Annotated in this window: 22 protein-coding genes, 2 tRNA genes and 1 pseudogene; 14 read left to right on the forward strand and 11 right to left on the reverse strand. The window is 67.3% G+C overall.

All coding sequences use genetic code 11. The annotated features are described in order from the left end of the window. Positions 1-54 precede the first annotated feature (54 nt). The 6 genes from recA to QZL87_RS05015 all read left to right on the forward strand — a co-directional run bounded on the left by recA (position 55) and on the right by QZL87_RS05015 (position 6,547). Positions 55-1,131, forward strand: a complete 1,077-nt coding sequence (recA, locus tag QZL87_RS04990; protein ID WP_295324636.1) for a recombinase RecA — start codon at positions 55-57, stop codon at positions 1,129-1,131. A 157-nt stretch (positions 1,132-1,288) separates the two neighbouring features. After that, the gene (gene speB, locus QZL87_RS04995; RefSeq protein ID WP_295324641.1) at positions 1,289-2,104 is read left to right on the forward strand and encodes an agmatinase; all 816 of its coding nucleotides are present in this window, start codon (positions 1,289-1,291) and stop codon (positions 2,102-2,104) included. 15 nt (positions 2,105-2,119) lie between these two features. Further along, the gene (locus QZL87_RS05000) at positions 2,120-2,746 is read left to right on the forward strand and encodes a glutathione S-transferase family protein (RefSeq protein ID WP_295324645.1); all 627 of its coding nucleotides are present in this window, start codon (positions 2,120-2,122) and stop codon (positions 2,744-2,746) included. Then, positions 2,736-3,329: a hypothetical protein gene (locus tag QZL87_RS05005; protein ID WP_295324650.1), complete on the forward strand. Its 594-nt coding sequence runs from the start codon at positions 2,736-2,738 to the stop codon at positions 3,327-3,329. Before QZL87_RS05000 ends, QZL87_RS05005 begins: the two co-directional genes overlap by 11 nt. A gap of 90 nt (positions 3,330-3,419) precedes the next feature. Continuing rightward, positions 3,420-6,065, forward strand: coding sequence for an alanine--tRNA ligase (gene alaS, locus QZL87_RS05010; protein ID WP_295324655.1), 2,646 nt, complete (start codon positions 3,420-3,422; stop codon positions 6,063-6,065). Further along, positions 6,062-6,547, forward strand: a complete 486-nt coding sequence (locus tag QZL87_RS05015; protein ID WP_295324659.1) for an SRPBCC family protein — start codon at positions 6,062-6,064, stop codon at positions 6,545-6,547. Before alaS ends, QZL87_RS05015 begins: the two co-directional genes overlap by 4 nt. A 115-nt stretch (positions 6,548-6,662) precedes the next feature. Here the strand turns inward: QZL87_RS05015 and QZL87_RS05020 are convergent, their stop codons facing one another. Together QZL87_RS05020 and QZL87_RS05025 are read right to left on the reverse strand one after the other, a co-directional pair. After that, the gene (locus QZL87_RS05020) at positions 6,663-7,076 is read right to left on the reverse strand and encodes a holin family protein (protein WP_295324663.1); all 414 of its coding nucleotides are present in this window, start codon (positions 7,074-7,076) and stop codon (positions 6,663-6,665) included. A 64-nt stretch (positions 7,077-7,140) separates the two neighbouring features. Beyond that, positions 7,141-7,710 (reverse strand): glycosyl hydrolase 108 family protein, encoded by a 570-nt coding sequence (locus QZL87_RS05025; RefSeq protein WP_295324667.1) that lies wholly within the window; start codon positions 7,708-7,710, stop codon positions 7,141-7,143. Between the two features lie 71 nt (positions 7,711-7,781). Here QZL87_RS05025 and QZL87_RS05030 point away from each other — a divergent pair, with 71 nt between their 5' ends. Both QZL87_RS05030 and QZL87_RS05035 read left to right on the forward strand, forming a co-directional pair. Beyond that, on the forward strand, positions 7,782-8,759 hold the full coding sequence (locus QZL87_RS05030) for an NADPH:quinone oxidoreductase family protein (protein ID WP_295324673.1): 978 nt from the start codon (positions 7,782-7,784) through the stop codon (positions 8,757-8,759). 103 nt (positions 8,760-8,862) lie between these two features. After that, positions 8,863-9,198: an EF-hand domain-containing protein gene (locus tag QZL87_RS05035; protein ID WP_295324678.1), complete on the forward strand. Its 336-nt coding sequence runs from the start codon at positions 8,863-8,865 to the stop codon at positions 9,196-9,198. Here QZL87_RS05035 and QZL87_RS05040 read toward each other — a convergent pair. From QZL87_RS05040 to QZL87_RS05050, 3 genes are all read right to left on the reverse strand, one after another. After that, the gene (locus tag QZL87_RS05040) at positions 9,195-9,968 is read right to left on the reverse strand and encodes a TSUP family transporter (RefSeq protein WP_295324683.1); all 774 of its coding nucleotides are present in this window, start codon (positions 9,966-9,968) and stop codon (positions 9,195-9,197) included. The two genes, QZL87_RS05035 and QZL87_RS05040, sit on opposite strands and share 4 nt — an antisense overlap. A gap of 32 nt (positions 9,969-10,000) precedes the next feature. Next, positions 10,001-10,744: a sulfite exporter TauE/SafE family protein gene (locus QZL87_RS05045; protein ID WP_295324688.1), complete on the reverse strand. Its 744-nt coding sequence runs from the start codon at positions 10,742-10,744 to the stop codon at positions 10,001-10,003. Between the two features lie 98 nt (positions 10,745-10,842). After that, a tRNA-Pro gene (locus tag QZL87_RS05050) sits at positions 10,843-10,919 on the reverse strand. A 255-nt stretch (positions 10,920-11,174) separates the two neighbouring features. On the opposite strand from QZL87_RS05050, the gene yajC reads away from it, so the two are divergent. The 3 genes from yajC to secF are packed head-to-tail and all read left to right on the forward strand — an operon-like array spanning position 11,175 to position 14,188. After that, positions 11,175-11,504, forward strand: a complete 330-nt coding sequence (gene yajC, locus QZL87_RS05055) for a preprotein translocase subunit YajC (protein ID WP_052182143.1) — start codon at positions 11,175-11,177, stop codon at positions 11,502-11,504. Between the two features lie 51 nt (positions 11,505-11,555). Further along, positions 11,556-13,193, forward strand: a complete 1,638-nt coding sequence (gene secD / locus QZL87_RS05060) for a protein translocase subunit SecD (RefSeq protein WP_295324692.1) — start codon at positions 11,556-11,558, stop codon at positions 13,191-13,193. A gap of 14 nt (positions 13,194-13,207) precedes the next feature. Then, positions 13,208-14,188, forward strand: coding sequence for a protein translocase subunit SecF (secF, locus tag QZL87_RS05065; RefSeq protein ID WP_295324695.1), 981 nt, complete (start codon positions 13,208-13,210; stop codon positions 14,186-14,188). A gap of 189 nt (positions 14,189-14,377) precedes the next feature. On the opposite strand, the gene QZL87_RS05070 is transcribed toward secF, so the two are convergent. Continuing rightward, positions 14,378-15,553, reverse strand: a complete 1,176-nt coding sequence (locus QZL87_RS05070) for a glycosyltransferase (RefSeq protein WP_295324699.1) — start codon at positions 15,551-15,553, stop codon at positions 14,378-14,380. Between the two features lie 107 nt (positions 15,554-15,660). Continuing rightward, positions 15,661-16,221: a helix-turn-helix transcriptional regulator gene (locus QZL87_RS05075; RefSeq protein ID WP_295324703.1), complete on the reverse strand. Its 561-nt coding sequence runs from the start codon at positions 16,219-16,221 to the stop codon at positions 15,661-15,663. Between the two features lie 88 nt (positions 16,222-16,309). On the opposite strand from QZL87_RS05075, the gene QZL87_RS05080 reads away from it, so the two are divergent. Continuing rightward, positions 16,310-16,792 carry a DUF6456 domain-containing protein gene (locus QZL87_RS05080; protein WP_295324708.1) on the forward strand — a complete coding sequence of 161 codons (483 nt, stop codon included), beginning with the start codon at positions 16,310-16,312 and terminating at the stop codon, positions 16,790-16,792. A gap of 189 nt (positions 16,793-16,981) precedes the next feature. Here QZL87_RS05080 and QZL87_RS05085 read toward each other — a convergent pair whose 3' ends face one another. The 3 genes from QZL87_RS05085 to QZL87_RS05095 all read right to left on the reverse strand — a co-directional run bounded on the left by QZL87_RS05085 (position 16,982) and on the right by QZL87_RS05095 (position 18,704). Next, positions 16,982-17,335 (reverse strand): YbaN family protein, encoded by a 354-nt coding sequence (locus QZL87_RS05085; protein WP_295324711.1) that lies wholly within the window; start codon positions 17,333-17,335, stop codon positions 16,982-16,984. Positions 17,336-17,465: 130 nt separating this feature from the next. After that, positions 17,466-18,518, reverse strand: a complete 1,053-nt coding sequence (locus QZL87_RS05090; RefSeq protein ID WP_295324714.1) for a Glu/Leu/Phe/Val dehydrogenase dimerization domain-containing protein — start codon at positions 18,516-18,518, stop codon at positions 17,466-17,468. A 109-nt stretch (positions 18,519-18,627) separates the two neighbouring features. Beyond that, a tRNA-His gene (locus tag QZL87_RS05095) sits at positions 18,628-18,704 on the reverse strand. Positions 18,705-18,806: 102 nt separating this feature from the next. On the opposite strand from QZL87_RS05095, the gene QZL87_RS05100 reads away from it, so the two are divergent. After that, the gene (locus QZL87_RS05100; protein ID WP_295324719.1) at positions 18,807-19,487 is read left to right on the forward strand and encodes a 2OG-Fe(II) oxygenase; all 681 of its coding nucleotides are present in this window, start codon (positions 18,807-18,809) and stop codon (positions 19,485-19,487) included. Between the two features lie 192 nt (positions 19,488-19,679). Here the strand turns inward: QZL87_RS05100 and QZL87_RS05105 are convergent, their stop codons facing one another. Further along, on the reverse strand, positions 19,680-20,336 hold the full coding sequence (locus QZL87_RS05105) for an SIMPL domain-containing protein (protein WP_295324723.1): 657 nt from the start codon (positions 20,334-20,336) through the stop codon (positions 19,680-19,682). Between the two features lie 221 nt (positions 20,337-20,557). On the opposite strand from QZL87_RS05105, the pseudogene QZL87_RS05110 reads away from it, so the two are divergent. Next, positions 20,558-22,428 (forward strand): annotated as a pseudogene (locus QZL87_RS05110) (ATP-binding cassette domain-containing protein). Positions 22,429-22,450 lie beyond the last annotated feature (22 nt).

Here is a 22,450-nt window from a genome sequence, read left to right on the forward strand (position 1 = left end):
GTTCGGGCGTTGCGATGCTTCCGCTGTCGCTCTAGAGCTGGAAAGGGACGGCAAATGGCCGGACAATTGTCACTCGTCGAATCGGGGAAATCAGTGAACAACACGGACAGGCAGAAGGCGCTCGACGCCGCGCTCGCGCAGATCGATCGCGCGTTCGGCAAGGGCTCGGTGATGAAATTGGGCTCGAAGGAAGCGATGCAGGTCGAGGCGATCTCGACGGGCTCGCTCGGCCTCGACATCGCGCTCGGCGTTGGCGGGCTGCCGCGCGGCCGCGTCATCGAAATCTACGGCCCCGAAAGCTCGGGCAAGACGACGCTTGCGCTGCACACGCTCGCCGAAGCGCAGAAGACCGGCGGCACCGTCGCCTTCGTCGACGCCGAACATGCGCTCGACCCCGTCTATGCGCGCAAGCTCGGCGTCAATATCGACGAGCTGATCGTGTCGCAGCCCGACACCGGCGAACAGGCGCTCGAAATCGTCGACACGCTGGTCCGCTCGAACGCGATCGACGTGCTCGTCGTCGACTCGGTCGCCGCGCTCGTCCCGCGTGCCGAAATCGAAGGCGAAATGGGGGACAGCCATGTCGGCCTGCAGGCGCGTCTGATGTCGCAAAGCTTGCGCAAGCTCACCGGCTCGATCAGCCGCTCGCGCTGCATGGTGATCTTCATCAACCAGCTGCGCATGAAGATCGGCGTGATGTACGGCAATCCCGAAACCACGACCGGCGGCAATGCGCTCAAATTCTACGCGTCGGTCCGCCTCGACATCCGCCGCACCGGCCAGATCAAGAATGGCGACGAGATCGTCGGCAACACCACCCGCGTGAAGGTGGTGAAGAACAAGGTCGCGCCGCCGTTCAAGCAGGTCGAATTCGACATCATGTACGGGCAGGGCATTTCGAAGATCGGCGAGATCCTCGACATCGGCGTCAAGGCCGGGCTCGTCGAGAAGTCGGGCGCCTGGTTCAGCTATGACTCGATCCGCATCGGGCAGGGCCGCGAAAATGCGAAGAATTTCCTGACCGAAAATCCCGAACTGCGCGAGCGGCTCGAAGCCGCGATCCGCGGCCGCACCGACGAAGTGGCCGAGGAAATGATGGCCGGCCCCGACGACGAGGGCGACGACATCTGATCCGAGACTGCCATCCGGCCGGTTCGCCTTGCTCGAACCGGCCGGCCGACGGCGGCGGGCCACCAGCCCCTTTGACCTGCGCTCTCCCCCTCCCAAGCAGGTCGGCCCGCCCGCCGTTGATCCTTGCGCGGACCCTGGCAGCCGCTACAAGCGGCGCATGCCCGCGATCCGCCTCTTCGGCTTGCCTACCGACATCAACAGCAGCTTCGAACGCGGCGCCGCCGCCGGGCCCGCCGCGATCCGTGCGATGCTGTGGAGCGACCGCGGCAATATGGCGAGCGAGCTCGGCCCCGAAATCGGGACCGACATCGCGCTCACCGACGACGGCGACCTCCCGCTCACTGAGGACACGGCGCAGGACGACGCCGCGATCCGCCGCCACGTCGCTTATGTACGCGAAGATGGAGACATTCCGCTTGCCCTCGGAGGCGATCATGCGGTGACCTTCCCCCTCGTCGAAGCCGCCGCCGCCTGCCACGGGCCGGTGACGATCCTCCACTTCGACGCGCATCCCGATCTCTACGACGATTTCGCCGGCAACCCGCGCAGCCATGCTTCGCCCTTCGCGCGCATTTGCGAGGCGGGCCATGCGAAGCGGCTGGTGCAGGTCGGCATCCGCACCCTCACCCATCATTGCCGCGAACAGGCGGCGCGCTTCGGGGTCGAGATCGTGCCGATGGCCGATTTCTCGCCCGACCGCGTCCCGGTTCTGGGCGGCCCGCTCTATATCTCGATCGACCTCGATGGGCTCGACCCGTCGGCGGCGCCCGGGGTCGCGCATCCCGAACCGGGCGGGCTGACGGTGCGCGAACTGCTCGCGGTGCTGCACAAGCAGACCGCGCCGATCGTCGGGGCGGACATCGTCGAACTCCATCCCGGCCGCGACGTCGGCGGCGTCACCGCGATCCTCGGCGCCAAGCTCGTCCGCGAACTGGCGGCGCTGATCGACCGCAACGGCCCTTATCGCCCCTGATCCGAAGGAAAGCCCATGAGCCTGATCGTCCACCATCTGAACAACAGCCGCTCGCAGCGCATCCTCTGGCTGCTCGAGGAGATCGGCGCGGCGTATGAAATCAAATATTACGACCGCGACCCAGTGACCAATCTGGCCCCGTCCGAACTGCTCGCGGTGCATCCGCTCGGCAAATCGCCGGTGATAGAAGACGAAGGCCGCGTCATCACCGAATCGGGCGCGATCACCGAATATCTCTGCGAGCGGCACGGTGGCGGGCATCTGGTCCCGGAGCGCGGCAGCGACGCGTATATCAGCCACCTCGAATGGCTGCACTTCGCCGAAGGGTCGGCGATGACGCCGATCCTGCTGCGTATCTACACCGCGCGGCTCGGCGAAGCCGCGGCGCCGCTCGAGCCGCGCATCGCGCAGCAGCTCGACGCGCATTTCGCCTATATGGAAAGCCGGGTGGGGGAGAATGGTCATTTCATCGGCGACGACCTGTCGGCCGCCGACATCATGCTGAGCTTCCCGGCGGAGATCGCGATCATGCAGGGCATGGCGCCGCGTTATCCCAAGCTCGCCGCCTTTGTGAACATGTGCCACGACCGGCCGGCGTGGCGCCGCGCGCGCGAAAAGGGCGGCGCCTATTATGGCTATTGATTGTCGAGGCCGCGCGCTGCTGACCCTCGCGGCCTTGATTGCCGGCGTTCCGGTAAGCTTCGCCGCGCCGCCCATGCTCGCGCCCGAGGTAGAGCGCCAGATTGTCGCTCCCGAAGGAAAGGACTTCAAACCGACGGCGATCGATGAGGAAGGCGCAGTCGACAGGTTCGCCGAATATACGCTCGCGCTCGAAAAGCGCGATTACGCGGCTGCCTATGCGATGTTTCGCCTGTCGTTCCAGGCATCGAACCCGCGGCTCGAATGGGAAATGAACCTGCGCAAGCGGGCGACCCTGTGGGCCGACGGGCAAATCCGCCCGCTGCGCCTCAGCTGGTATCTCGATCCTGCGGGGCAGCCGGCGGGGCTCTATGCCGCCTTCGATTTTCGCGGCGACCGCAAGGACGGCACGATGGACTGCGGCTATGTCGTGGTCCACCGCGCGCAGCCGGCCGCCGGCTGGACCGTCGTGCGCACCGATACGTCCGAAGTGCCGCCCGAACTGATGGAGGACGGGGTGCCGAAGGCCGACGTGCTGCGCCAGCTGCCCTGCTATCTGGGCAAAGGGATTGCCACGGCCTTTTGATCCCGAGCCGGATCGGGGCGCGTTCATCGGCGTTCGGCCGCCGCGCGCATCGCGCTTGAGAAACGCGTCGTTCCGCACTAGATCGCGCGCATGATATCGACCAACGACATTCGCCGCTCTTTCCTCGACTATTTCGGGCAGGAAGGACATCATATCGAGCCGTCGGCGCCGCTGGTGCCGTATAACGACCCGACGCTGATGTTCGTCAACGCGGGCATGGTGCCGTTCAAGAATGTCTTCACGGGGCTCGAGAAGCGCCCCTACAGCACCGCCGTGTCGGCGCAGAAATGCGTGCGCGCCGGGGGCAAGCACAATGACCTCGACAATGTCGGCTATACGGCGCGGCACCATACATTCTTTGAAATGCTGGGGAATTTCTCCTTCGGCGACTATTTCAAGGAACAGGCGATCCACCACGCCTGGACGCTGATTACCAAGACCTGGGGCCTCGCGCCCGAGAAGCTGACCGCGACCGTCTATCACACCGACGACGAAGCGTTCGACCTGTGGAAGAAGATCGCAGGCCTGCCCGACGAGCGGATCATCCGCATCGCGACGAGCGACAATTTCTGGTCGATGGGCGACACCGGGCCCTGCGGTCCGTGCAGCGAAATCTTCTATGACCATGGCGATCATATCTGGGGCGGCCCGCCGGGATCGCCGGAAGAGGACGGCGACCGCTTCGTCGAGATCTGGAACCTCGTGTTCATGCAATATGAGCAGCTGCCGGGCGGCGAGCGCGTCGACCTGCCGCGGCCGAGCATCGACACCGGCATGGGGCTGGAGCGCGTCGCCGCGGTGCTGCAGGGCGTCCACGACAATTACGACACCGACACGTTCAAGGCGCTGATCGCGGCGTCGGTCGACCTGACGGGCGTGCCCGCTGAGGGGGCGACCCAGGCGAGCCACCGCGTGATCGCCGATCATCTGCGCGCATCGAGCTTCCTCGTCGCCGACGGCGTGCTGCCGTCCAATGAAGGACGCGGCTATGTGCTGCGCCGGATCATGCGCCGCGCGATGCGCCACGCGCATCTGCTCGGCGCGAAGGATCCGCTGATGCACCGGCTGCTGCCGTCGCTGACCGCCGAGATGGGCGCCGCCTATCCCGAGCTGATCCGCGCGCAGCCGCTGATCGCCGAGACGCTGGAGCGCGAGGAAACCAAGTTCCGCCAGACGCTCGACAAGGGGCTGAGGCTGCTCGACGAGGCGACCGCGGGAATGAGCAAGGGCGATACGCTGGCGGGCGAGGTCGCGTTCAAGCTCTACGACACCTATGGTTTCCCTTACGATCTGACCGAGGACGCGCTGCGCGCGCAGGACATCGCGGTCGACCGCGCGGGCTTCGACGCGGCGATGGCGCAGCAGAAGGCGGCGGCGCGCGCGGCGTGGAAGGGCAGCGGCGAGAAGGCGTCGGATGAGATCTGGTTCGACCTTGCCGAGACGAACGGCAGCACCGAATTCACCGGCTATACCTCGACCGCTGGCGAGGCGACGGTGATCGGGCTGGTCAAGGACGGCAAGCCGGTCGATGAGGCGAAGGCGGGCGACGCGGTCGTCGTGCTGACGAACCAGACGCCCTTTTATGGCGAGAGCGGCGGCCAGATGGGCGACGCGGGGACGATCGCGACGCTGGAGGGCGCGAAGGCGGTGGTGAGCGATACGGGCAAGCCGCTCGGCCGCTTGCACACGCATCAGGCGAAGCTCGAGGCGGGGACGCTGAAAGTCGGCGACACGGTGCAGCTGACCGTCGATGCCGAACGCCGCGACCGCATTCGTGCCAATCACAGCGCGACGCACCTGCTGCACGCCGCGCTTCGTAACCGCCTTGGCGGGCATGTGACGCAGAAGGGCAGCCTCGTCGCCGAGGATCGTTTCCGCTTCGACTTCTCGCATCCCAAGGCGCTGAACGCCGAGGAGATCGCGCAGATCGAGGCCGATGTGAACGCGCAGATCCGCGGCAATGAAGCTGTATCGACGCGGCTGATGACGCCCGACGATGCCGTCGCGGCGGGCGCGCTCGCGCTGTTCGGCGAGAAATATGGCGACGAGGTTCGCGTGCTTTCGATGGGGCATGCCGACGACAAGAGCTATTCGGTCGAGCTGTGCGGCGGGACGCACGTCCGCGCGCTCGGCGACATCGCCCTGTTCAAGATCGTCAGCGAAAGCGCGGTCTCCTCGGGCGTGCGGCGTATCGAGGCGCTGACCGGCGAGGCGGCGCGGCAGTGGCTCAATGGTCGCGACGAGGCGCTGAAGGCTGCTGCTGCAGCACTCAAGACCTCGCCCGACGAAGTGCCGGCGCGCGTCGCGGCGCTTGCCGAGCAGCTCAGGAAGGCCGAGCGCGAGCTGGCTGACGCGAAGAAGGCGCTCGCGATGGGAGGTGGTAGCGGCTCGTCCGCTGGTCCAGCGGTCGAGCAGGTCGGCGACGTCGCGTTCCTTGCGCAGGTGGTCGACGGGCTCGACCCCAAGGAATTGCGCGGCACGGTCGACGGGCTCAAGAAGCAGGTCGGCAGCGGCGTCGCGATGCTCGTCGCGGTGAACGACGGGCGCGCCTCGGTCGCGGTTGGGGTGACCGACGACAGGACCGGCAGCCACAGCGCGGTCGATCTGGTCAAGGCGGCGGTCGCGGCGCTCGGCGGACAGGGCGGCGGCGGCCGTCCCGACATGGCGCAGGGCGGCGGTCCCGACGGCGGCGCGGCGAACGATGCCGTCGCGGCGGTCAAAGCCGCGCTCGCTTGAAACCGACAAAGAAGACGCGGCGCACCGATCATGCCGAACGGCTGATCGCGGCGCCGCTGGTCGACGTGTTCGCGGCCTTCACCAGCGCCGACAAGCTGGCGCGCTGGCTGCCGCCCGAGGGCGCGACGGGCGCGTTCGAGCATTGCGACTTGCGCGCCGGCGGGGGATTCCGGCTGCGGTTGGCGTTCGACGACCCCGAGGTCGAAACCAAGAGCGACGACGATAGCGATGTCGTCGAGGTGCATATCCCGACGCTCGACGAGGGACGTCTGATCGTCTGGGAGGTCGAATTCGAATCCGACGATCCGCGTTTTTCGGGGACGATGGCGATGCACTGGTATCTGTCGCGCAAGGGCGGCGGCACGCTGGTCACGATCGACGCGCATCATGTGCCGCCGGGGATTTCGGCGAAGGATCATGAAGCGGGGTTGAATTCGTCGCTGGCGAATTTGGCGGCGGTGGTGGAGACAGCTTCGAAATGAAGCGTGCATCCCCGCGAAGGCGGGGATCCATCTCCCGTCGGTTCAAAATAGCGCCGACCGGCGATGGGCCCCCGCCTTCGCGGGGGCACACAGCTTTTTTATTTCGGTGAGGTGATCAGCCTTCCACCCCCTTCGCTTTCCCCCACGCCCGCGCGGCGGTGTAGCCCAGATAGCCCGTGCCGAAGAGAGCGTAGAGCGGTTCGGGAATCCCTGCGAGATAGGCGTTCATGCCGTCGGCGATGCCCTTTGCCATGTCGGGGCGCGCGGCGGCGATCAGGCCCATCGGGATTGCCCACAGCAAGAGCGCATACATGACGTAGAGGAAGCTCGGCCGCGCGCGGCTGGTCCACGGGTCGGCGCTGTTGGCCTCGGCGACGATCGCGGTCATCCGGGTGCGGATCGCCTCCATCTCCTGGCTGCCCTCGAGCTTGATGAGCTCGAGCTTGGCGCGGTCGCGCGCTTCGGGGTCGGGGATGATCTTGTCGATCAGCTTGGCGATGGGGCCGATCAGGCCTTCGATGATGCTCATATGGACACGTCCTTTTTCCGTAACTTGTCAAACTTGTCGATACGTCTCGGTATAATGATACCCGTCAGGCGTCGCCGATGCGGTTCGCAAGCCAGCCGTAGAGGAAGGCTTCCTGGCTCGGGCGGCGCTCGGCGAGCGCGATGTAGCGTTCGCCCTGCAGCGCCTCCATCGCGCGGAGGAGGACGGTTTCGCCGCCCTTGCCGCGCGCTGTCAGGAAGCCGTCGAGCGCCGACAGGGTGCGCGGGCCGATCGCGCGGTCGACCGCGATGTCGGGATAGTCGCGCGCGGCGCGGTTCAAAGCGTTGAGCGCGCGCTGCAGGAAACCGGCGGCGGTCCCGGTGCCCATGTTGACGCCGGTATCGAACAGTTCGGCGGCGATCTTCGGCGCCCGCAGCGCGACCCTGTCGAAGCCGGGACGCAGCCAATAGAGGCGGCGATAGATCGATGCCGCGTCGGCGCGCGGCAGGTCGCGCATCGCGCCCGCATAGCCCTCTGCGCGCGCGACCGCTTCGGTGATTCCCCAACAGGTCGGGCCGCCGCGGTCGGCGGGGTGGTTTACATAGCGGCCTTCGCGGTCGATGACGGCGTCGATCAACGCGTCGGCGTCGCTGGCGAGTGGGTCGGGTCGTGGCATGATTCGCTCCTTTGGTTTGTTGAACAGGTAAAACGAACCATATTGGGATATTGTAGGAAAGGCTTTTCTCCATGCGGGCTTTGCAGGTGCGTGATTTGCTTCCCGACCATGGCGGCGCGGGGCTCGCCGATCTGGCGGTGCCGGTGCCCGGACCCGGCGAAGTGCGCGTGCGGGTGCGCGCGGCGGCGGTGAATTTTCCCGACCTGTTGATGACCGCGGGCGGCTATCAGCTGAAGCCCGAGCTCCCCTTCGTCTCGGGACTGGAGTTCGCCGGCGAGATCGATGCGGTAGGCGAGGGGGTGGCCGGCTGGGCGGCGGGCGACGCGGTGGTCGGCGGCAATCGCTTCGGCGCGATGGCCGAATATGCCGTCGTTCCCGCGCGCGCGTTGCGCGCGAAACCCGATGGTCTGAGCTGGGACGAGGCGGCCGCCTATCCGGTCGCCTATCTGACCGCCTATGTCGCGCTCGTCCGCTGCGCGCGGATCGAGCCCGGCGAGTGGCTGCTCGTCCATGGCGCCGCGGGCGGCGTCGGGCTGGCGACGGTCGACCTGGCGAAGGCGCTGGGCGCGCGGGTGATCGCGGCGGCGAGCAGTGCGGAAAAGCGCGAAGCGGTCGCGCGGCTTTATGCGCCCGATGCGGTGATCGCGGCGGGGCCGGGGTTCCGCGAGGAGGTGAAGGCGCTGACCGGCGGCAAGGGCGCCGATGTGATCTTCGATCCGGTCGGCGGCGATGTGTTCGACGAATCGACGCGCTGCATCGCTTTCGGGGGACGCCTGCTCGTCGTCGGCTTTGCCTCGGGCCGGATTCCCGAGGTGTCGGTGAATATGCCGCTGATCAAGGGTTTCTCGGTCGTCGGGGTGCGCGCGGGCGAATATGGCCGGCGCTTTCCCGAGCGCGGGGCGGATAATGTCGCGGCGATCGACGCGCTGGCGAATGAAGGCAGGATCCGGCCGCACGTCCATGCCGCGCTCGACCTCGCCGACTGGCGCGAGGGCTTTGCGATGCTCGAGCGGCGCGAAGTGGTGGGGAAGGTGGTGCTGAAACCGTGACGGGCCGAGCGATGCTGGGACAATTTTGCGACATCGCGCCGTCATTGAGTTGACGCGCCGGGGCGTCGCGGCGGGGTCGCCGCATCATTCGAGAGGAAATGACGTGAAGACAGCTATCTGGATTGTCGCTTCGTTGGGTCTGGCGCTGCCCGCCATCGCTGCCGCGCAGCCGCCGCAGGGTGGCGGGCGCATGTTCGAGCGGATGGACGCCAATGGCGACGGCAAGCTCGACAAGGCCGAAATCACGAAGATGATGGAGATGCGCGCCGAACGGCGGGGCGATGCGACGCTGAAGAGCCCCGAAAAGATCGACGCCTTCATCAAGCGCGCCGATGCCAATGGCGATGGCGCGGTCGACAAGGCCGAACTGCAGGCCACCCGCAAGATGCGCGCCGCGCCGCCGCCGCCGGCGGAGGGCGACGGCAAGGGCGAGTCCTAAAACAGGCTCCAGAGCGGATTGGCGGGGTCGGCGAGCAGCTTTGCGGTGAGCGCGAAGGACATGACGACGAGCAGCGGCCGCACCCCGCGCCCGCCGAAGCGGATCGCGAGCCGCGCGCCGAGCTGATTGCCCGCGACGTTGGCGGCGGCCATCGACAGGCCGAGCAGCCAGAGGACGTTGCCGCCGACGATCATCGCGAGCAGCCCCGCGATGTTGGTCGAAAGATTGAGGAATTTCGTGTTGCCGATCGCGCGGACGAGCCCGAGCCCGCCGAGCGCGACGAGCGTCAGCGTCAGGAAGGAGCCGGTGCCCGGGCCGAAGAAGCCGTCGTAGAAGCCGAGCGCGGCGACGATGAGGGTGAGGCCGAGCGGGCCGGTGCGGGCGTGGCGGTCGACGCTGCTCATCGGCGGCGCGAGCAGGAAATAAAGCCCCATCGCGATCAGGAGGATCGGCACGAAGGCCGCGAGAAAATCCGAGCCGACATATTGGACCGCGGTCGCGCCGAGCACCGAGCCAGCGAAGGCGCCGGCCGCGGGCCAGGCGAAGCGGCGGAGGTCGACATGCCCCGCGCGCCAGAAGGTCGCGAAGGCCGATCCGGTGCCGATCGTGCTTTGCAGCTTGTTCGTCGCGAGCGCCGATACCGGCGGCACCCCGGCCGCCATCAGCGCCGGAATCGTGAGAAGCCCGCCGCCGCCCGCCATCGCGTCGATCGTCCCCGCGAGAAAGGCGACCGCGATCAGGAAGGCGAAGATTTCGGGAGCAAATTCCATGCGGGCGCTCGTAGTGCGCTGTATCGCGATGCTCAAGCGGCGGCGATCAGGATCGCCTGATAGAGGAAGGCCGCGCCGATGATCGTGACGATCCAGCGGCGACTCGCGCGGAAATGCGCCTCGCTGATGCGGCCGAGGATGGCGCCACCGACCATGATGCCCGCCATCGATGCGAGCACCGCGACCGCGGTGACGGACAGCGGGACGATTTCGCGCGTCGCGGCGCCGAGCAGCAATGAGCCGTAGACGAGGACCTTCGAAGCGTGGCCGATCGCCTGCATTACCGCCTTGGTCGCGACGACCTGATGCCGGTTCAGCTTGCTATGAATGAAGAGAAGATCGGTCACCGGGCCCGATACGCCCGAGACGAGCGCGAGACCGGTCGAAACGAAGCCGCCGCCGATCGCGTGCCAGCGATTGGTCGCGTCGAGCGCCAGCCAGCGTTCGGGCAACCAGACGAGGACCGGCATCAGGCCGAGGGCCAGGAAGACGAAGAATTTGGTCGGCGTGAAGATCACCAGCGAGAAGAAGCCGATCGAGGCCGCCGCGCCGACTCCGAACCAGAGCAGGGCCGGCCAGGCGACATGCGCGCGGTGCAGCACGACGCGCCAGAGATTCGAGGTGAACTGGATCACGCCATGGAGCGCGAGGGCAGGGGCAACGGGCAGTATCCACGCGAGCACACCCATGAAGACAAGGCCGCCCGCCATGCCGAAAATGCCCGAGAGAATGGACGTGAGGAATGCGGCGGCAACGATCAAAAGGCCTGCCTGCATCGTCCTTCGCTTTCCTGCCGTGCGCGCGTGCGCGCGTTGCCGAGCCTCGCCGATGGCGGGGGCATGCTGTCAGCAAGCTGTCAACTTGTCCGTTAAATTGGTCGGGACGAGAGGATTCGAACCTCCGACCCCCACACCCCCAGTGTGATGCGCTACCAGGCTGCGCTACGTCCCGACCGGCCCGATTGGGCAGGCGAGGCCCCTAGCGCGCCTTGGCGGGGGATGCAAGCAGCGATGGCGGCTTTTCGGCAGACTTGATACCGCGGGCTTGATCTCGCCGCCGCGGACCCCATGTCGGGCGCGGCCGTCACGGGGGAGGCGCGCGCACGACCGGTTGCGCGCACGGCCCCTGCATGATAGGCGCCGCGCCATATTTGCGTGCTCGCTCCGGAGGGGAGCGGGCGCTGCCTGTAACGAAAGTTCTTCATCCATGTCGACGCAATTGCTTCTGACCCAGGCGGCCGGATCGGGCGGCGGGGCTGCCGGTTTCCTGATGCTGGTCCCCTATCTGCTGATCTTCGCGGTCTTCTGGTTCTTCCTGATCCGCCCGCAGCAGGTGCGCGCGAAGGAACATCGCGCCAAGGTCGCGGCGGTGAAGCCGCGCGACCAGGTGGTGACCGGCGGCGGCATCGTCGGCAAGATCACGCGCGTCGACGATGATTTCGTCGATGTCGAAATCGCCCAGGGGGTGAAGATCAAGGTCGTGAAGTCGACCCTGGCCGACGTCCTGCAGCCCGGTGGCAAGCCCGCCAACGATTGATGCGGCGCGGCCCGCGTCCGCGGGCCCGCCCCTCCGAACCGGAATCACCCTATGCTCGATTTCCCGCGCTGGAAGACCGTCGGCATCAGCATCATCCTGCTGCTCGGCATCCTCTTTTCCATCCCCAGCTTCCTCCCCGAAAAGACGCGGGAGAGCCTGCCGTCGGTGTTGCAGGCGAAGGTCAATCTGGGCCTCGACCTTGCCGGCGGCAGCCACCTCTTGCTCGAGGCCGACATCGCCGACCTCAGGAAGACGCAGCTCACCAACATGGAAAAGACGGTGCGCACCGCAATGCGCGGCGAAAGCGGCGCCGACGACGATATCGCGATCGGCGAGCTGTCGAACGCGGGCGGCAAGATCAGCTTCCTCGTCCGCGACCAGGCGCAGCTCGACGAAGCGCGCGAGCGCCTGTTCAGCGAGACGCGGGGCGCCGGGCTGACCGGGCAGCGCGACTGGAGCATCACCGTCATCGATTCGCAGCGCATCGTGCTGACCCCGACGAGCGCGGGACAGGCGCAGGCGGTCGCGAATGCGATGGATACCGCGCGCGACATCATCGACAAGCGCGTCAATGCGCTCGGCACGCGCGAGCCGACGATCATCCGCGAAGGCAATGACCGCGTCGTCGTGCAGGTTCCGGGCCTGCAGGATCCGGCCGCGCTGAAGGAGTTGATCGGCAAGACCGCGCGCCTCGAATTCCGCATGGTCGACACCAATGCCGACCCGGCCGAGGCCGCCGCGGGCCGGGTGCCGGTGGGCAGCGAAATCGTCCCCTATGCCGAAGGCGAGGGCAGCGGCGCCGCGTTCGAGGTGCTGCGCCGCCAGGTGATGATCAGCGGCGAACAGCTGATCAACGCGCAGCAAAGCTATGACCCGCAGTCGGGCCAGCCGGTCGTTTCGATCCGCTTCGATTCGGGCGGGTCGAGCACCTTTGCCAAGGTGACCGCGCAGAATGTCGGCAAGAGATTCGCGATGGTGCTCGACGGCAAGGTGCTGTCGGCGCCGTCGATCAACGAACCGATCCTGGGCGGGAGTGCGCAGATTTCGGGCAGCTTCAGCGTCGCGAGCGCCAATGCTCTCGCCATCTCGCTGCGCTCGGGCGCGCTACCGGTGAAGATGACGGTGGTCGAGGAACGCACGGTGACCCCCGAACTCGGCGCCGATTCTATCCGAAAGGGCGCGATCGCGGGCATCGTCGCCACCGTGTCGGTGCTCGTGCTGATGCTGGTCGTTTATGGCCGGTTCGGCGTTTATGCCTGTATCGCGCTGATCTTCAACGTCTTCCTGATCATCGCGATCATGGCGGCGTTCAACGCGACGCTGACGCTGCCGGGCATCGCGGGCTTTGTGCTGACCATCGGTGCCGCGGTCGACGCGAACGTGCTGATGGCCATCGACTCGAACGTGCTCATCAACGAGCGCATCCGCGAGGAACTGAAACGCGGGCGGCGCGTCTTTCAGGCTGTCGAACTCGGCTATACCGAAGCCAGCCGCGCGATTTTCGACGCGAACGTCACCAACGTCATCGCGGCCCTGCTGATGTTCTGGTTCGGCTCGGGCCCGATCAAGGGCTTTGCCGTCGTGCTGACCATCGGCATCGTCACCAGCGTCTTCACCGCCGTGACCGTCACGCGCATGTTCGTCGCCCATTGGCTGCGGACCAAGCGCCCGACGGCGATCAATATCTAAGGAGGGAGCGAAAGATGCGCCTGCTCAAACTCGTCCCCGACGACACGAACATCGACTTCCTGCGGTGGCGCAAGGTCGCCTCGTTCATGAGCTTTTTCCTCGTCGTCGTCTCGATCGCGCTCGTCGCGGTCAAGGGATTGAACCTCGGCGTCGATTTCGTCGGCGGCCAGTCGGTCCGCGTCGAATTCACCGGCACGATGCCGCCGATCGACGAGATCCGCGACAAGGTCGGCGACATCGGCCTCGGCGAAGCGACGATCCAGCAATTCGGATCGGACAAGGCGGTGTCGATCCGCACCGGATTGCCCGAGGGCGACAAGGCCGCGGCGGAGCGCGCGGGGCAGCAGCTCGTCTCCGGCATCCAGAAGGCGTTTCCGACCGCGAAGACCGGATCGGTCGAGACCGTGTCGGGCAAGGTGTCGGAGGAATTGCTGCGCACCGGCGCGATCAGCCTCGCGCTCGCGATGCTCGGCATCTCGATCTATATCTGGATCCGCTTCGAATGGCAGTTCGGCGTCGGCGCGCTCGGCCGCCTGTTCCACGAGGTCGCGCTGACCTTCGGTTTCTTTGCGGTGACGCAGTTGCAGTTCGACCTCAACAGCGTCGCGGCGCTGCTGACCATCGTCGGCTATTCGCTGAACGACACGATCGTGGTCTATGACCGCATTCGCGAAAATCTGAAGAAATACCGCAAGATGGAGATCGTCCCGCTGCTCAATCTCAGCATCAACGAGACGCTGTCGCGCACGGTGATGACGAGCGTCGCGATGCTGCTCGCGCTGGGCATGCTGCTGATCTTCGGCCCCGACGTGATCTTCGGCTTTACCGCCGCGATCCTGTTCGGCGTCTTTGTCGGCACCTATTCGTCGATCCTGATGTCGACGCCGGTGCTGGTGTGGCTGAAGGTCGGCCCGCACAGCTTCGTGCCGCGCACCGTCGCCGGGATCGAGGGCGGCGAGCGCGTGACCCGCAAGGACGACGGCGCGGTCGTCTGATCGCCTTCGATTTGTGAACGCCAACGCCGGTCCGCTTTTCGAGCGGGCTGGCGTTGACGTATCCGAAGCATGAACGCTCTTATCGAATCGTCATCCCGGCGAAGGCCGGGATCTCGCCGGTGCGTCAGGCCGAGAGGGTGAGATCCCGGCCTTCGCCGGGATGACGAAATGGGGGAGGAGACGGCCCGATCATGCTCGGCGCCTGGCGCAGCGGCGCAGATGATCGGCGAGTTCGCGGCCGTTGCGGCCCCAGTCAAAACGGCCGCCGAGGCTCGATGCGACGTCGGCGGGAGAGGGCGGGGCGGCGAGCAGCGCCTGCACCGCTTCGGCGATGGCGCGGGGCGTGCGCGCGACGATACGCCCGGCGACGGGTGAGGTGACGAGCTCGGCGGCGCCGCCGGCGTCGCTGATGACGATTGGGGTGCCGCAGGCGAGCGCCTCGACCCACGCATTGGCAAGCCCTTCGCTGGCTGACGGCATGACGACCGCGTCGGCGGCGCGATAAAGCTGCGGCAGGCCGGCATTGGCGACGGGGCCGAGGAAATGGACGCGCGCTTCGACGCCATGTTCGCGGGCGAGCGCGCGATAGCGGGCTTCCTCCTCGCCGGCGCCGGCGAGCCAATAGTGGACACCGGGCAGCGCGGACAGCGCCTCGATCACCAGCGCCTGCCCCTTGCGCGGGATGAGCGCGCCGACGGTGAGGATCGCGGGGGCATCGTCCATGCCGAGCGCGGCGCGCGCCGCGGCGCGGTCGCCGGGGTGGAAGCGCGCGGTGTCGATGCCGGTGTAATGAACCGCGACCTTTTGCGCGTCGATGCCGATCGCCGCCATGTCGCGACGCATCGCTTCGGAAACGGCGAGCAGGCCCGCGGCCTTCGCGCCGGCCTCGATCACTTGCGATCGGGTCGCGGGATCATGGCCGAAATGGCCGATGTCGGCGCCGCGCGCCTTCGCCGAAAAGGGAAGGCCGAGCGCGGCCGCGACGCGCATCGCGGCGGGGCCGTCGGGGTAGAAGAATTGCGCATCGACGACATCGAACGCGCGCCCGCGCACCGCCGACAGCACCGCGCGCGCGACCCGCGCGGGATTGAAGCGCGCGCCGTAGCGCGGGATCAGCGCGAAGCGCGGGCGCAGGACAGTGAGGCCGTTCCATTGCTCGGCTTGCGGCAGGCCGCGAAGCGCGCGGTAGCGATTGTGGAGCGAGAGCGGAAAGGGCGGCAGGCCGAGCGGCGCGACGATCGTGAGTTCGATCCCGGGCTCGGCGGCGAGCGCGCGCAGGCTTTTCTCGACGAACAGGCCGAAGTTCGGCCGCGCGGCGTCGGGGAAGAGCGTCGCGATGCTGAGGATGCGCAGGGGCCGGTTCATGCCCGACCTCCCCTCCGTTCGTGCTGAGTTTGTCGAAGCACCGTTCTTCCTTGCGAGCGTAGAGAAAAAGGACGGCCCTTCGACAAGCTCAGGGCGAACGAAGGGGCTTATAGCGTGCGGAGCAGCCGCACCGCGACGGCGGCCCAGGGCGGATTGTTGACGACCTGCTGGCGCTGGCCGGTGCCGAGCGGGAGCAGATGGAGCTTTTCGCCATCGACGTTGAGCAGCCGCGCGAAGAAAAAGCGGCCGGCGGGGCGCGGGACGAGCAGGTCGCGATTGAGCGCGCTGGCCCAGTCACTCTCGATGCGGCGGCACCAGATTTCGTCGCCGGCGCGATAGTCGCCGATCGACGAGGTGACGCGCACCGCGACCATATCCTCGCCCGGGCGGGCGGGCAGCGCCTGCTCGACGCGCGCCGGCGCCTGCGCGCCCTCGGCGCCGAGGAGAGCGGTGATGGTGAGCTGCGTATCCTGCGGCAGCCGGACGAGCTCGGCGGCGTCGACCCCGAGCGCCGCGGCGATGCGGTTCATCCAGCCGAGCGACAGCGTGCGCGTCCCGGTTTCGAGGCGGCCGATCGTCTGCGCGGTCGTCGGCGGGACGCAGCGCTGGCCGACCTCCTCGAGCGTCAGGCCCTTGGCGCGGCGGACGGCGCGAATGCTGTTGATCATGGCGGCGATTCCTTGATAACCAAATCGGTTTCTTCTTTCCTACAAAATAATCCAGTGTCAAGCCCGGCGTGCAACAAAGGAGAATCGCATGACCGCACGCCGCCTTGAAACCCGCCTGCATCCCGACGACCGGATCGGCCCTGGCAAAGCCGGGCCGCGGGTGATGCGGCACGTGACGGTCAATGTCGCGGAGACTCCGATCGGCTGGCTCGCGTCGCGCGGGATGCTGACGCCGGCGCAACTCGCGGCGGGCGAGCGGCTGCGCGGCGATTACGAGCACGCGGGATTGGCGGCGCGGGTGACGATGCGCTGGGACGCCGCGCCGCCGGGCAAGAGCCGCGGCGGCGCGCGCGCGTCCGACGCGTCGCTGGCGCGGATCGACGCGCATCGGCGCTTTCACGCGGCGCTCGATGCGGCGGGGCCGGGGCTGGCCGATATTTGCTGGCGCGTCATTTGCGCGGGCGAAGGGATCGGCGGCGCGGAGAAGGCGCTGGGGTGGCCGGCGCGGTCGGGCAAGCTGGTGCTGGGGCTGGCGCTCGACCGGTTGGCGAGGTTTTACGGGACCGGGTGATGCCGACGGCTTGGGGGAGGGGGTGACCAGAGTCACGCGCCTCTGGTCACGGGTGGGCAGCGACATTGCGATTGCCCACCCCGCTGCAACTAGCGAACAAGTTCGCAAGTTTCGCTGCCCCTCCCGCAGGCGGGAGGGGAAACCAGCTCAACTCCTAAGCGTCGTCGATCCCCCCATAGCCGGCGAAAGTCACCCCTCGGGCCGCGTCCAGATCCAGCTTCCCGTCACCACCGCGGCGATCACCGGCAGCATCACCCACGGCCAGGGCGAAAAGATCGCCGCCAATATGATGCTGAACGCAAAGGCGGCGGTCGCGGCGACCTTTCCCTTGCGGCTGATCGCGCCCTTTCCGCGCCACGCGGCGATGTGATGGCCGAAATGCGGGTGGGTGAGCAGCCAGGCCTCGAGCCGCGGCGATGATCGTGCGAAGCAGAAGGCGGCGAGGATGACGAACGGCACCGTCGGCAGCAACGGCAGGAAAGCACCGATCGCGCCGAGTCCCAGCGAAGCCCAGCCCGCGACCAGGTAGAAATGCCGTTTCATCAAGGGTTGGCTTAGCGGAATTAATCGACCACGCCATCCACTTACCGTCGCCCCCGCGAAGGCGGGGGCCGCAATCCGCCTTACGCTATCTCTCCAGCGGCCCCCGCCTTCGCGGGGGCGACGCTTGAGCTTAACCCCGCCCGATCAGCTTCTGCGCCATGCGGTCGGCGACGACCGACGCCGGCGTGCCGCTCGCCTTGCTCTCGGCCCAGATTTCGGCGAGGCGGCCGGGGATCTGGTGGATACGGCTCTCGACTTCCTCGCGGTTACCCTGTCCCAGATATTCGAGCGCGACGTTGATGATGCCGCCCGCATTGATCACATAATCGGGGGCAAAGACGATGCCGCGATCGTGGACGCGCTGGCCGTCGAGCGCGGTTGCGAGCTGGTTGTTCGCGCCGCCCGCGACGATCGGCACGCGCAGCTTCGCGATGCTCTGCTCGGTCAGGATCGCGCCCAGGGCGTTCGGGCTCAGCATGTCGGCCTCGACCTCCATGATCGCCGCCGAATCGGCGAGCTCGGCGCCCAGTTCCTCGGCCAGCGCCTTCGCGCGCGCCAGATTGACGTCGGCGAGGGTCAGCTTCGCGCCCTCGGCCGCGAGCCGCCGCGCGACGCCGCCGCCGACGCTGCCGACGCCCTGGATCGCGATGCGCACATCCTTGGCGCTGTCGGTCTTCAGCCCTTCGCGAATCGCCGCCTTGATGCCCAGATAGACGCCGAGCGCGGTGAACGGTCCCGGATCGCCGCCGGCATCGGCGCCGCTCGCCACCGGCAAGCCGCTGACATGCTTCGTCTGCTTCGCGATCTCGACCATGTCGGCGTCATTGATCCCGACGTCTTCCGCCGTCACATAGGCGCCGCCGAGCGACTCGACCGCGCGGCCGAACGCGGCGAGCAGTTCGGGGCTCTTCGCGCCCCGCTCGTCGGCGAGGATGACGCCCTTGCCGCCGCCCATCGGCAGGCCGGCCATCGCATTCTTGTAGCTCATGCCGCGCGACAGGCGCAGCGCGTCGGTGATCGCCGCCGCGCGCTGCGGATAATGCCAGTAGCGCACACCGCCCGCGCCGGGCCCGAGGTGCGTCGAGTGGACGGCGATGACCGCGGTCAGTCCGCTCTGCCGGTCACGGAACATGTGGACATGTTCATGATCGTCGAAATCGGCGAAATCCCAGACAGCGGACATTGGCTCATCCTCACGTTAAAAAATTACGTGAAGGCGTAATAATCAAACGAGCGAAGCGAGTCACCTCAAAAGCGTCCCCAAAATCTCGAACGCGCGATGACAGAGAAAATGGGGCGATCAACGGGGCTCGAACCCGCGACCTCCGGTACCACAAACCGGCGCTCTAACCAACTGAGCTATGATCGCCACATGCCCGGCGAAACCGCCTGCGACAGCGCGCGGCGATAGGCGCGCCCTCCTCCTTCGTCAAGCATTGTTCGCGCGGGGCCGGGCCGGTAAAAGCGCGCCATGGCTGGCAATGAACATGTCGACATGGCGACCTCGGGCGCCGACCGCACCGCCGAGCGGCTCGCCGCGGCCCCCGGCATCCGCCGCGCGCCGACGCCGAAGCTGCAGCAGTTCATGCTGCCCGGCTTCCTCGACGCAGAGACCTGCGCCGCGCTGATCGCGCAGATCGACCGCGACGTGCGCCCGTCGACCATCGCCGACCCGAATGGCGACGAAGCCTTCCGCACCAGCACGACCTGCGATCTCGACCACCGCGACCCGCTGGTGATCGCGGTGAACGCGCGCCTCCACGACCTCACCGGCATTCCGCTGGAATATGGCGAGCCGATGCAGGGCCAGCGTTACGACGTCGGGCAGGAGTTCAAGGCGCATACCGACTATTTCGACCCGCACGGCGCCGACTGGGACACCTATTGCGCGGTGCCGGGCCAGCGGAGCTGGACGCTGATGATCTATCTCAACGAACCGGCGGCGGGCGGCGCGACGCGCTTCCTCGCGACGGGCAAGATGCACCAGCCCGAGGTCGGCAAGCTGCTCGCGTGGAACAATGTGCGCCCCGACGGCACCGCCAACCCCGATACGCTCCATCACGGGATGAAGGTGCGCAAGGGCCGCAAATATATCATCACCAAATGGTTTCGCGAACGGCCGTGGCCGTGGGGGGCGGGGGAGCTGGGGTAGGATTTATCGGCCTCCTTCCCCCTCGATGGGGGAAGGATACGGAGCCTTGCGCCGCAGGCGCTAGGCGGAGTTGGATGGGGGTGATGCTCCGTCCTTGCACCATGGCTTCAGACCGAAACCGCACCCCCACCGCTGCGACTAGGCAGCAAGCTGCCAAGTCTCGCTGCCTCCCCCATCAAGGGGGAGGGAATCTCACCGCACCAGCCGATACTGGAAATTCAGCGTCAGCGTGTTCGCGACCTGCCCGGGTTCGACCGGTGTGGCTTTTGCTTCGGCCGCGACCATGCCGCGCGCATAGGGCATCGGCGGCGGCGGGCCGGCAAAGCCGCCTTCGCTGATCGAGACCAGTTCGACGCCGCGATAGCCCGCGAGCCGCGCATAATCCTGCGCTTTCGCCTCGGCCGCCTTGATCGCCGCGCCGCGCGCGCCGACGAGCTGCGCGTCGGCGTCCTTCATGCCGAACCACGGCCCGTCGATATTGGTGCCGCCCGCGGCGACCAGCGCGTCGAGCAGCGGACCGATGTCGTCGATCTTGTCCGTCGTCGCGCGCACGCTGTTCGACACCTGATAGCCGAGGAAGCGCGGCGGCTGGCCGTCGGTGCGGTTGCTGTAATCATATTGCGGCGACAGGTTGATGCCGCTCGTCTGGATGTCCTCGGCCTTGATCCCGCGCGCCTTGGCGGCGGCGATCAGCTTGTCCATCGCCGCGGCATTGGCGCGCATCGCCTCGACCGCGGTCGGCGCGGTCGTCGTCACCCCGGCGCCGACGGTCGCCTGATCGGGGCGCGAGCGCACTTCTTCGCTGACGCTGAAGGTCAATATCGGTCCCTGGGTCGTCGCTGCCGTCATAGCCGGGCCTCCTTGCTGCGCGATTGCGGGCGTGGCCGCGACCAGAGCCAGTCCGGTTGCCATAGCGGCGAGCATTTGCTTCGTCATTTCATTCTCCTGCGAACCGGGCTTCCGGTTCTTTGTGATCTCCGCCCCGTAACGCAGACGGAGCGAACGCGTTCCGCCCTTTGCGCGGACGGCGCTTGCATGATGCTGAACGCGCCAGTAGCGAGCCGTTCATCATGGCGGCACCTATTCTTTCATACGAAGGCCTCGGCCTTGTGCAGGGCAGCGGCTGGCTGTTCCAGGACCTCGACATCTATGTCGGGGCACGCGACCGGCTCGCACTGATCGGCCGCAACGGCGCGGGTAAAACGACGCTGCTCAAGCTGCTCGCAGGGCGGATCGACCCCGACAAGGGCAAGCGCACGATCGTGCCCGGCACCCATGTCGTGATGCTCGAACAGGAGCCCGATTTCCGTCCCTTTGCGACGCTGATGGATTTCGCGGTCGCGGGGGTCGACGGCCCGGAAAGCCATGAGGTCGCCGCCATCGCCGACCAGCTCGGCATCGACATGACCCGTACCGCCGCCAGCGCCTCGGGCGGCGAGCGCCGCCGCGCCGCGCTCGCCCGCGCGCTGGCGCAGAATCCCGACGTGCTGCTGCTCGACGAGCCGACGAACCACCTCGACCTCGCCGCGATCGACTGGCTCGAATCCTGGCTCGCGCGCTACACGGGCGCTTTTGTCGTGATCAGCCACGACCGCACCTTCCTGACGCGGCTCACGCGGCAGACGCTGTGGCTCGACCGCGGGAGCATCCGCCGCAAGGAAATCGGCTTCGGCGGCTTCGACGAATGGACCGAGGCTGTCTATGCCGAGGAAGCGCGCGCCGCGCAGAAACTCGACGCCAAGCTGCGGCTCGAGGCGCACTGGCTCGAGCGCGGCGTCACCGCGCGGCGCAAGCGCAATCAGGGCCGGCTCGAAAAGCTGAAGGAAATGCGCGCCACCCGCGCCGCGATGATCGGCGGCCCCGGCGTTGCGAAACTCGGCCTCGCCAACGATGACGTCCGCTCGAAATCGGTGATCGTCGCCGAGGGCGTGTCGAAAAGTTTCGGCGACCGCACGATCATCAAGAATCTCGATTTCCGCGTCCAGCGCGGCGACCGCATCGGCATCGTCGGCGCCAACGGCGCGGGCAAGTCGACCCTGCTCAAGCTGCTCACGGGCGAGATCGCGCCCGACAGCGGCACCGTCACCCTCGCGCCGACGCTCGACGGCATCGTCATCGACCAGCAGCGCAGCCTGCTCTCGCCCGACAAACGGGTCAGGGATGTCCTCGCCGACGGCGGCGACTGGGTCGAGGTGCGCGGGGAAAAGAAGCATATCCAGGGCTATCTCAAGGAATTTCTCTTCGACCCCGGCGTCGTCGAGGCGAGCGTCGGCGCGCTTTCGGGCGGCGAACGCTCGCGGCTGCTGCTGGCGCGCGAATTCGCCCGCGAATCGAACCTGCTCGTGCTCGACGAGCCGACCAACGACCTCGATCTCGAAACGCTCGACCTGTTGCAGGAAGTCATCGCCGACTATGCCGGCACCGTGCTGCTCGTCAGCCACGACCGCGATTTCCTCGATCGCACCGTCACCGTCACGCTCGGCCTTGACGGGTCGGGCAAGGTCGACATCGTCGCGGGCGGCTATGCCGACTGGGAAGCGAAGCGGGTCAAGCCGGTCGCAGCCAAGGTCAAGGCATCGGGCGCCGCGCCGCCGCCCCCGCTCGAAGGACGGGACTTGGTGCTCATGATGCCAGGTTGGCCTTGATGAGCACCAAGTCCCGTCCTTCTCCTGCAGGCGCCGCGCCGCCGCCCCCGCCGACGACGCGCAAGAAGCTCAGCTACAAGGATCAGCGCGACTACGACATGCTGCCCGGCCGGATCGAGGCGATCGAGGCGGAGATGGCGGAGATCGAGACCGAGCTTTCGGATGGCGGCCTGTTCACGCGCGACAATGCGCGCTTCCAGGCGCTGACGGCGAAACTCGACGAGCTGCGCGGCGAAAAGGCGGCGGCCGAGGACCGCTGGCTGACGCTGGCCGAAGAGGTCGAAGCTCTCCAATAGCAGCGAGGACACGCAGCCGATC

Source organism: uncultured Sphingopyxis sp. (assembly GCF_900078365.1).
In the GTDB taxonomy this organism is placed as follows: Bacteria; Pseudomonadota; Alphaproteobacteria; order Sphingomonadales; family Sphingomonadaceae; genus Sphingopyxis.

Bases quoted from the DNA above. Each gene is read 5' to 3' on its own strand.
- recA (WP_295324636.1), top strand. From the start codon at position 55: ATGGCCGGACAATTGTCACTCGTCGAATCGGGGAAATCAGTGAACAAC.
- speB (WP_295324641.1), top strand. From the start codon at position 1,289: ATGCCCGCGATCCGCCTCTTCGGCTTGCCTACCGACATCAACAGCAGC.
- QZL87_RS05000 (WP_295324645.1), top strand. From the start codon at position 2,120: ATGAGCCTGATCGTCCACCATCTGAACAACAGCCGCTCGCAGCGCATC.
- QZL87_RS05005 (WP_295324650.1), top strand. From the start codon at position 2,736: ATGGCTATTGATTGTCGAGGCCGCGCGCTGCTGACCCTCGCGGCCTTG.
- alaS (WP_295324655.1), top strand. From the start codon at position 3,420: ATGATATCGACCAACGACATTCGCCGCTCTTTCCTCGACTATTTCGGG.
- QZL87_RS05020 (WP_295324663.1), bottom strand. From the start codon at position 7,076: ATGAGCATCATCGAAGGCCTGATCGGCCCCATCGCCAAGCTGATCGAC.
- QZL87_RS05025 (WP_295324667.1), bottom strand. From the start codon at position 7,710: ATGCCACGACCCGACCCACTCGCCAGCGACGCCGACGCGTTGATCGAC.
- QZL87_RS05030 (WP_295324673.1), top strand. From the start codon at position 7,782: ATGCGGGCTTTGCAGGTGCGTGATTTGCTTCCCGACCATGGCGGCGCG.
- QZL87_RS05040 (WP_295324683.1), bottom strand. From the start codon at position 9,968: ATGGAATTTGCTCCCGAAATCTTCGCCTTCCTGATCGCGGTCGCCTTT.
- QZL87_RS05045 (WP_295324688.1), bottom strand. From the start codon at position 10,744: ATGCAGGCAGGCCTTTTGATCGTTGCCGCCGCATTCCTCACGTCCATT.
- yajC (WP_052182143.1), top strand. From the start codon at position 11,175: ATGTCGACGCAATTGCTTCTGACCCAGGCGGCCGGATCGGGCGGCGGG.
- secD (WP_295324692.1), top strand. From the start codon at position 11,556: ATGCTCGATTTCCCGCGCTGGAAGACCGTCGGCATCAGCATCATCCTG.
- secF (WP_295324695.1), top strand. From the start codon at position 13,208: ATGCGCCTGCTCAAACTCGTCCCCGACGACACGAACATCGACTTCCTG.
- QZL87_RS05070 (WP_295324699.1), bottom strand. From the start codon at position 15,553: ATGAACCGGCCCCTGCGCATCCTCAGCATCGCGACGCTCTTCCCCGAC.
- QZL87_RS05075 (WP_295324703.1), bottom strand. From the start codon at position 16,221: ATGATCAACAGCATTCGCGCCGTCCGCCGCGCCAAGGGCCTGACGCTC.
- QZL87_RS05080 (WP_295324708.1), top strand. From the start codon at position 16,310: ATGACCGCACGCCGCCTTGAAACCCGCCTGCATCCCGACGACCGGATC.
- QZL87_RS05085 (WP_295324711.1), bottom strand. From the start codon at position 17,335: ATGAAACGGCATTTCTACCTGGTCGCGGGCTGGGCTTCGCTGGGACTC.
- QZL87_RS05090 (WP_295324714.1), bottom strand. From the start codon at position 18,518: ATGTCCGCTGTCTGGGATTTCGCCGATTTCGACGATCATGAACATGTC.
- QZL87_RS05100 (WP_295324719.1), top strand. From the start codon at position 18,807: ATGGCTGGCAATGAACATGTCGACATGGCGACCTCGGGCGCCGACCGC.
- QZL87_RS05105 (WP_295324723.1), bottom strand. From the start codon at position 20,336: ATGACGGCAGCGACGACCCAGGGACCGATATTGACCTTCAGCGTCAGC.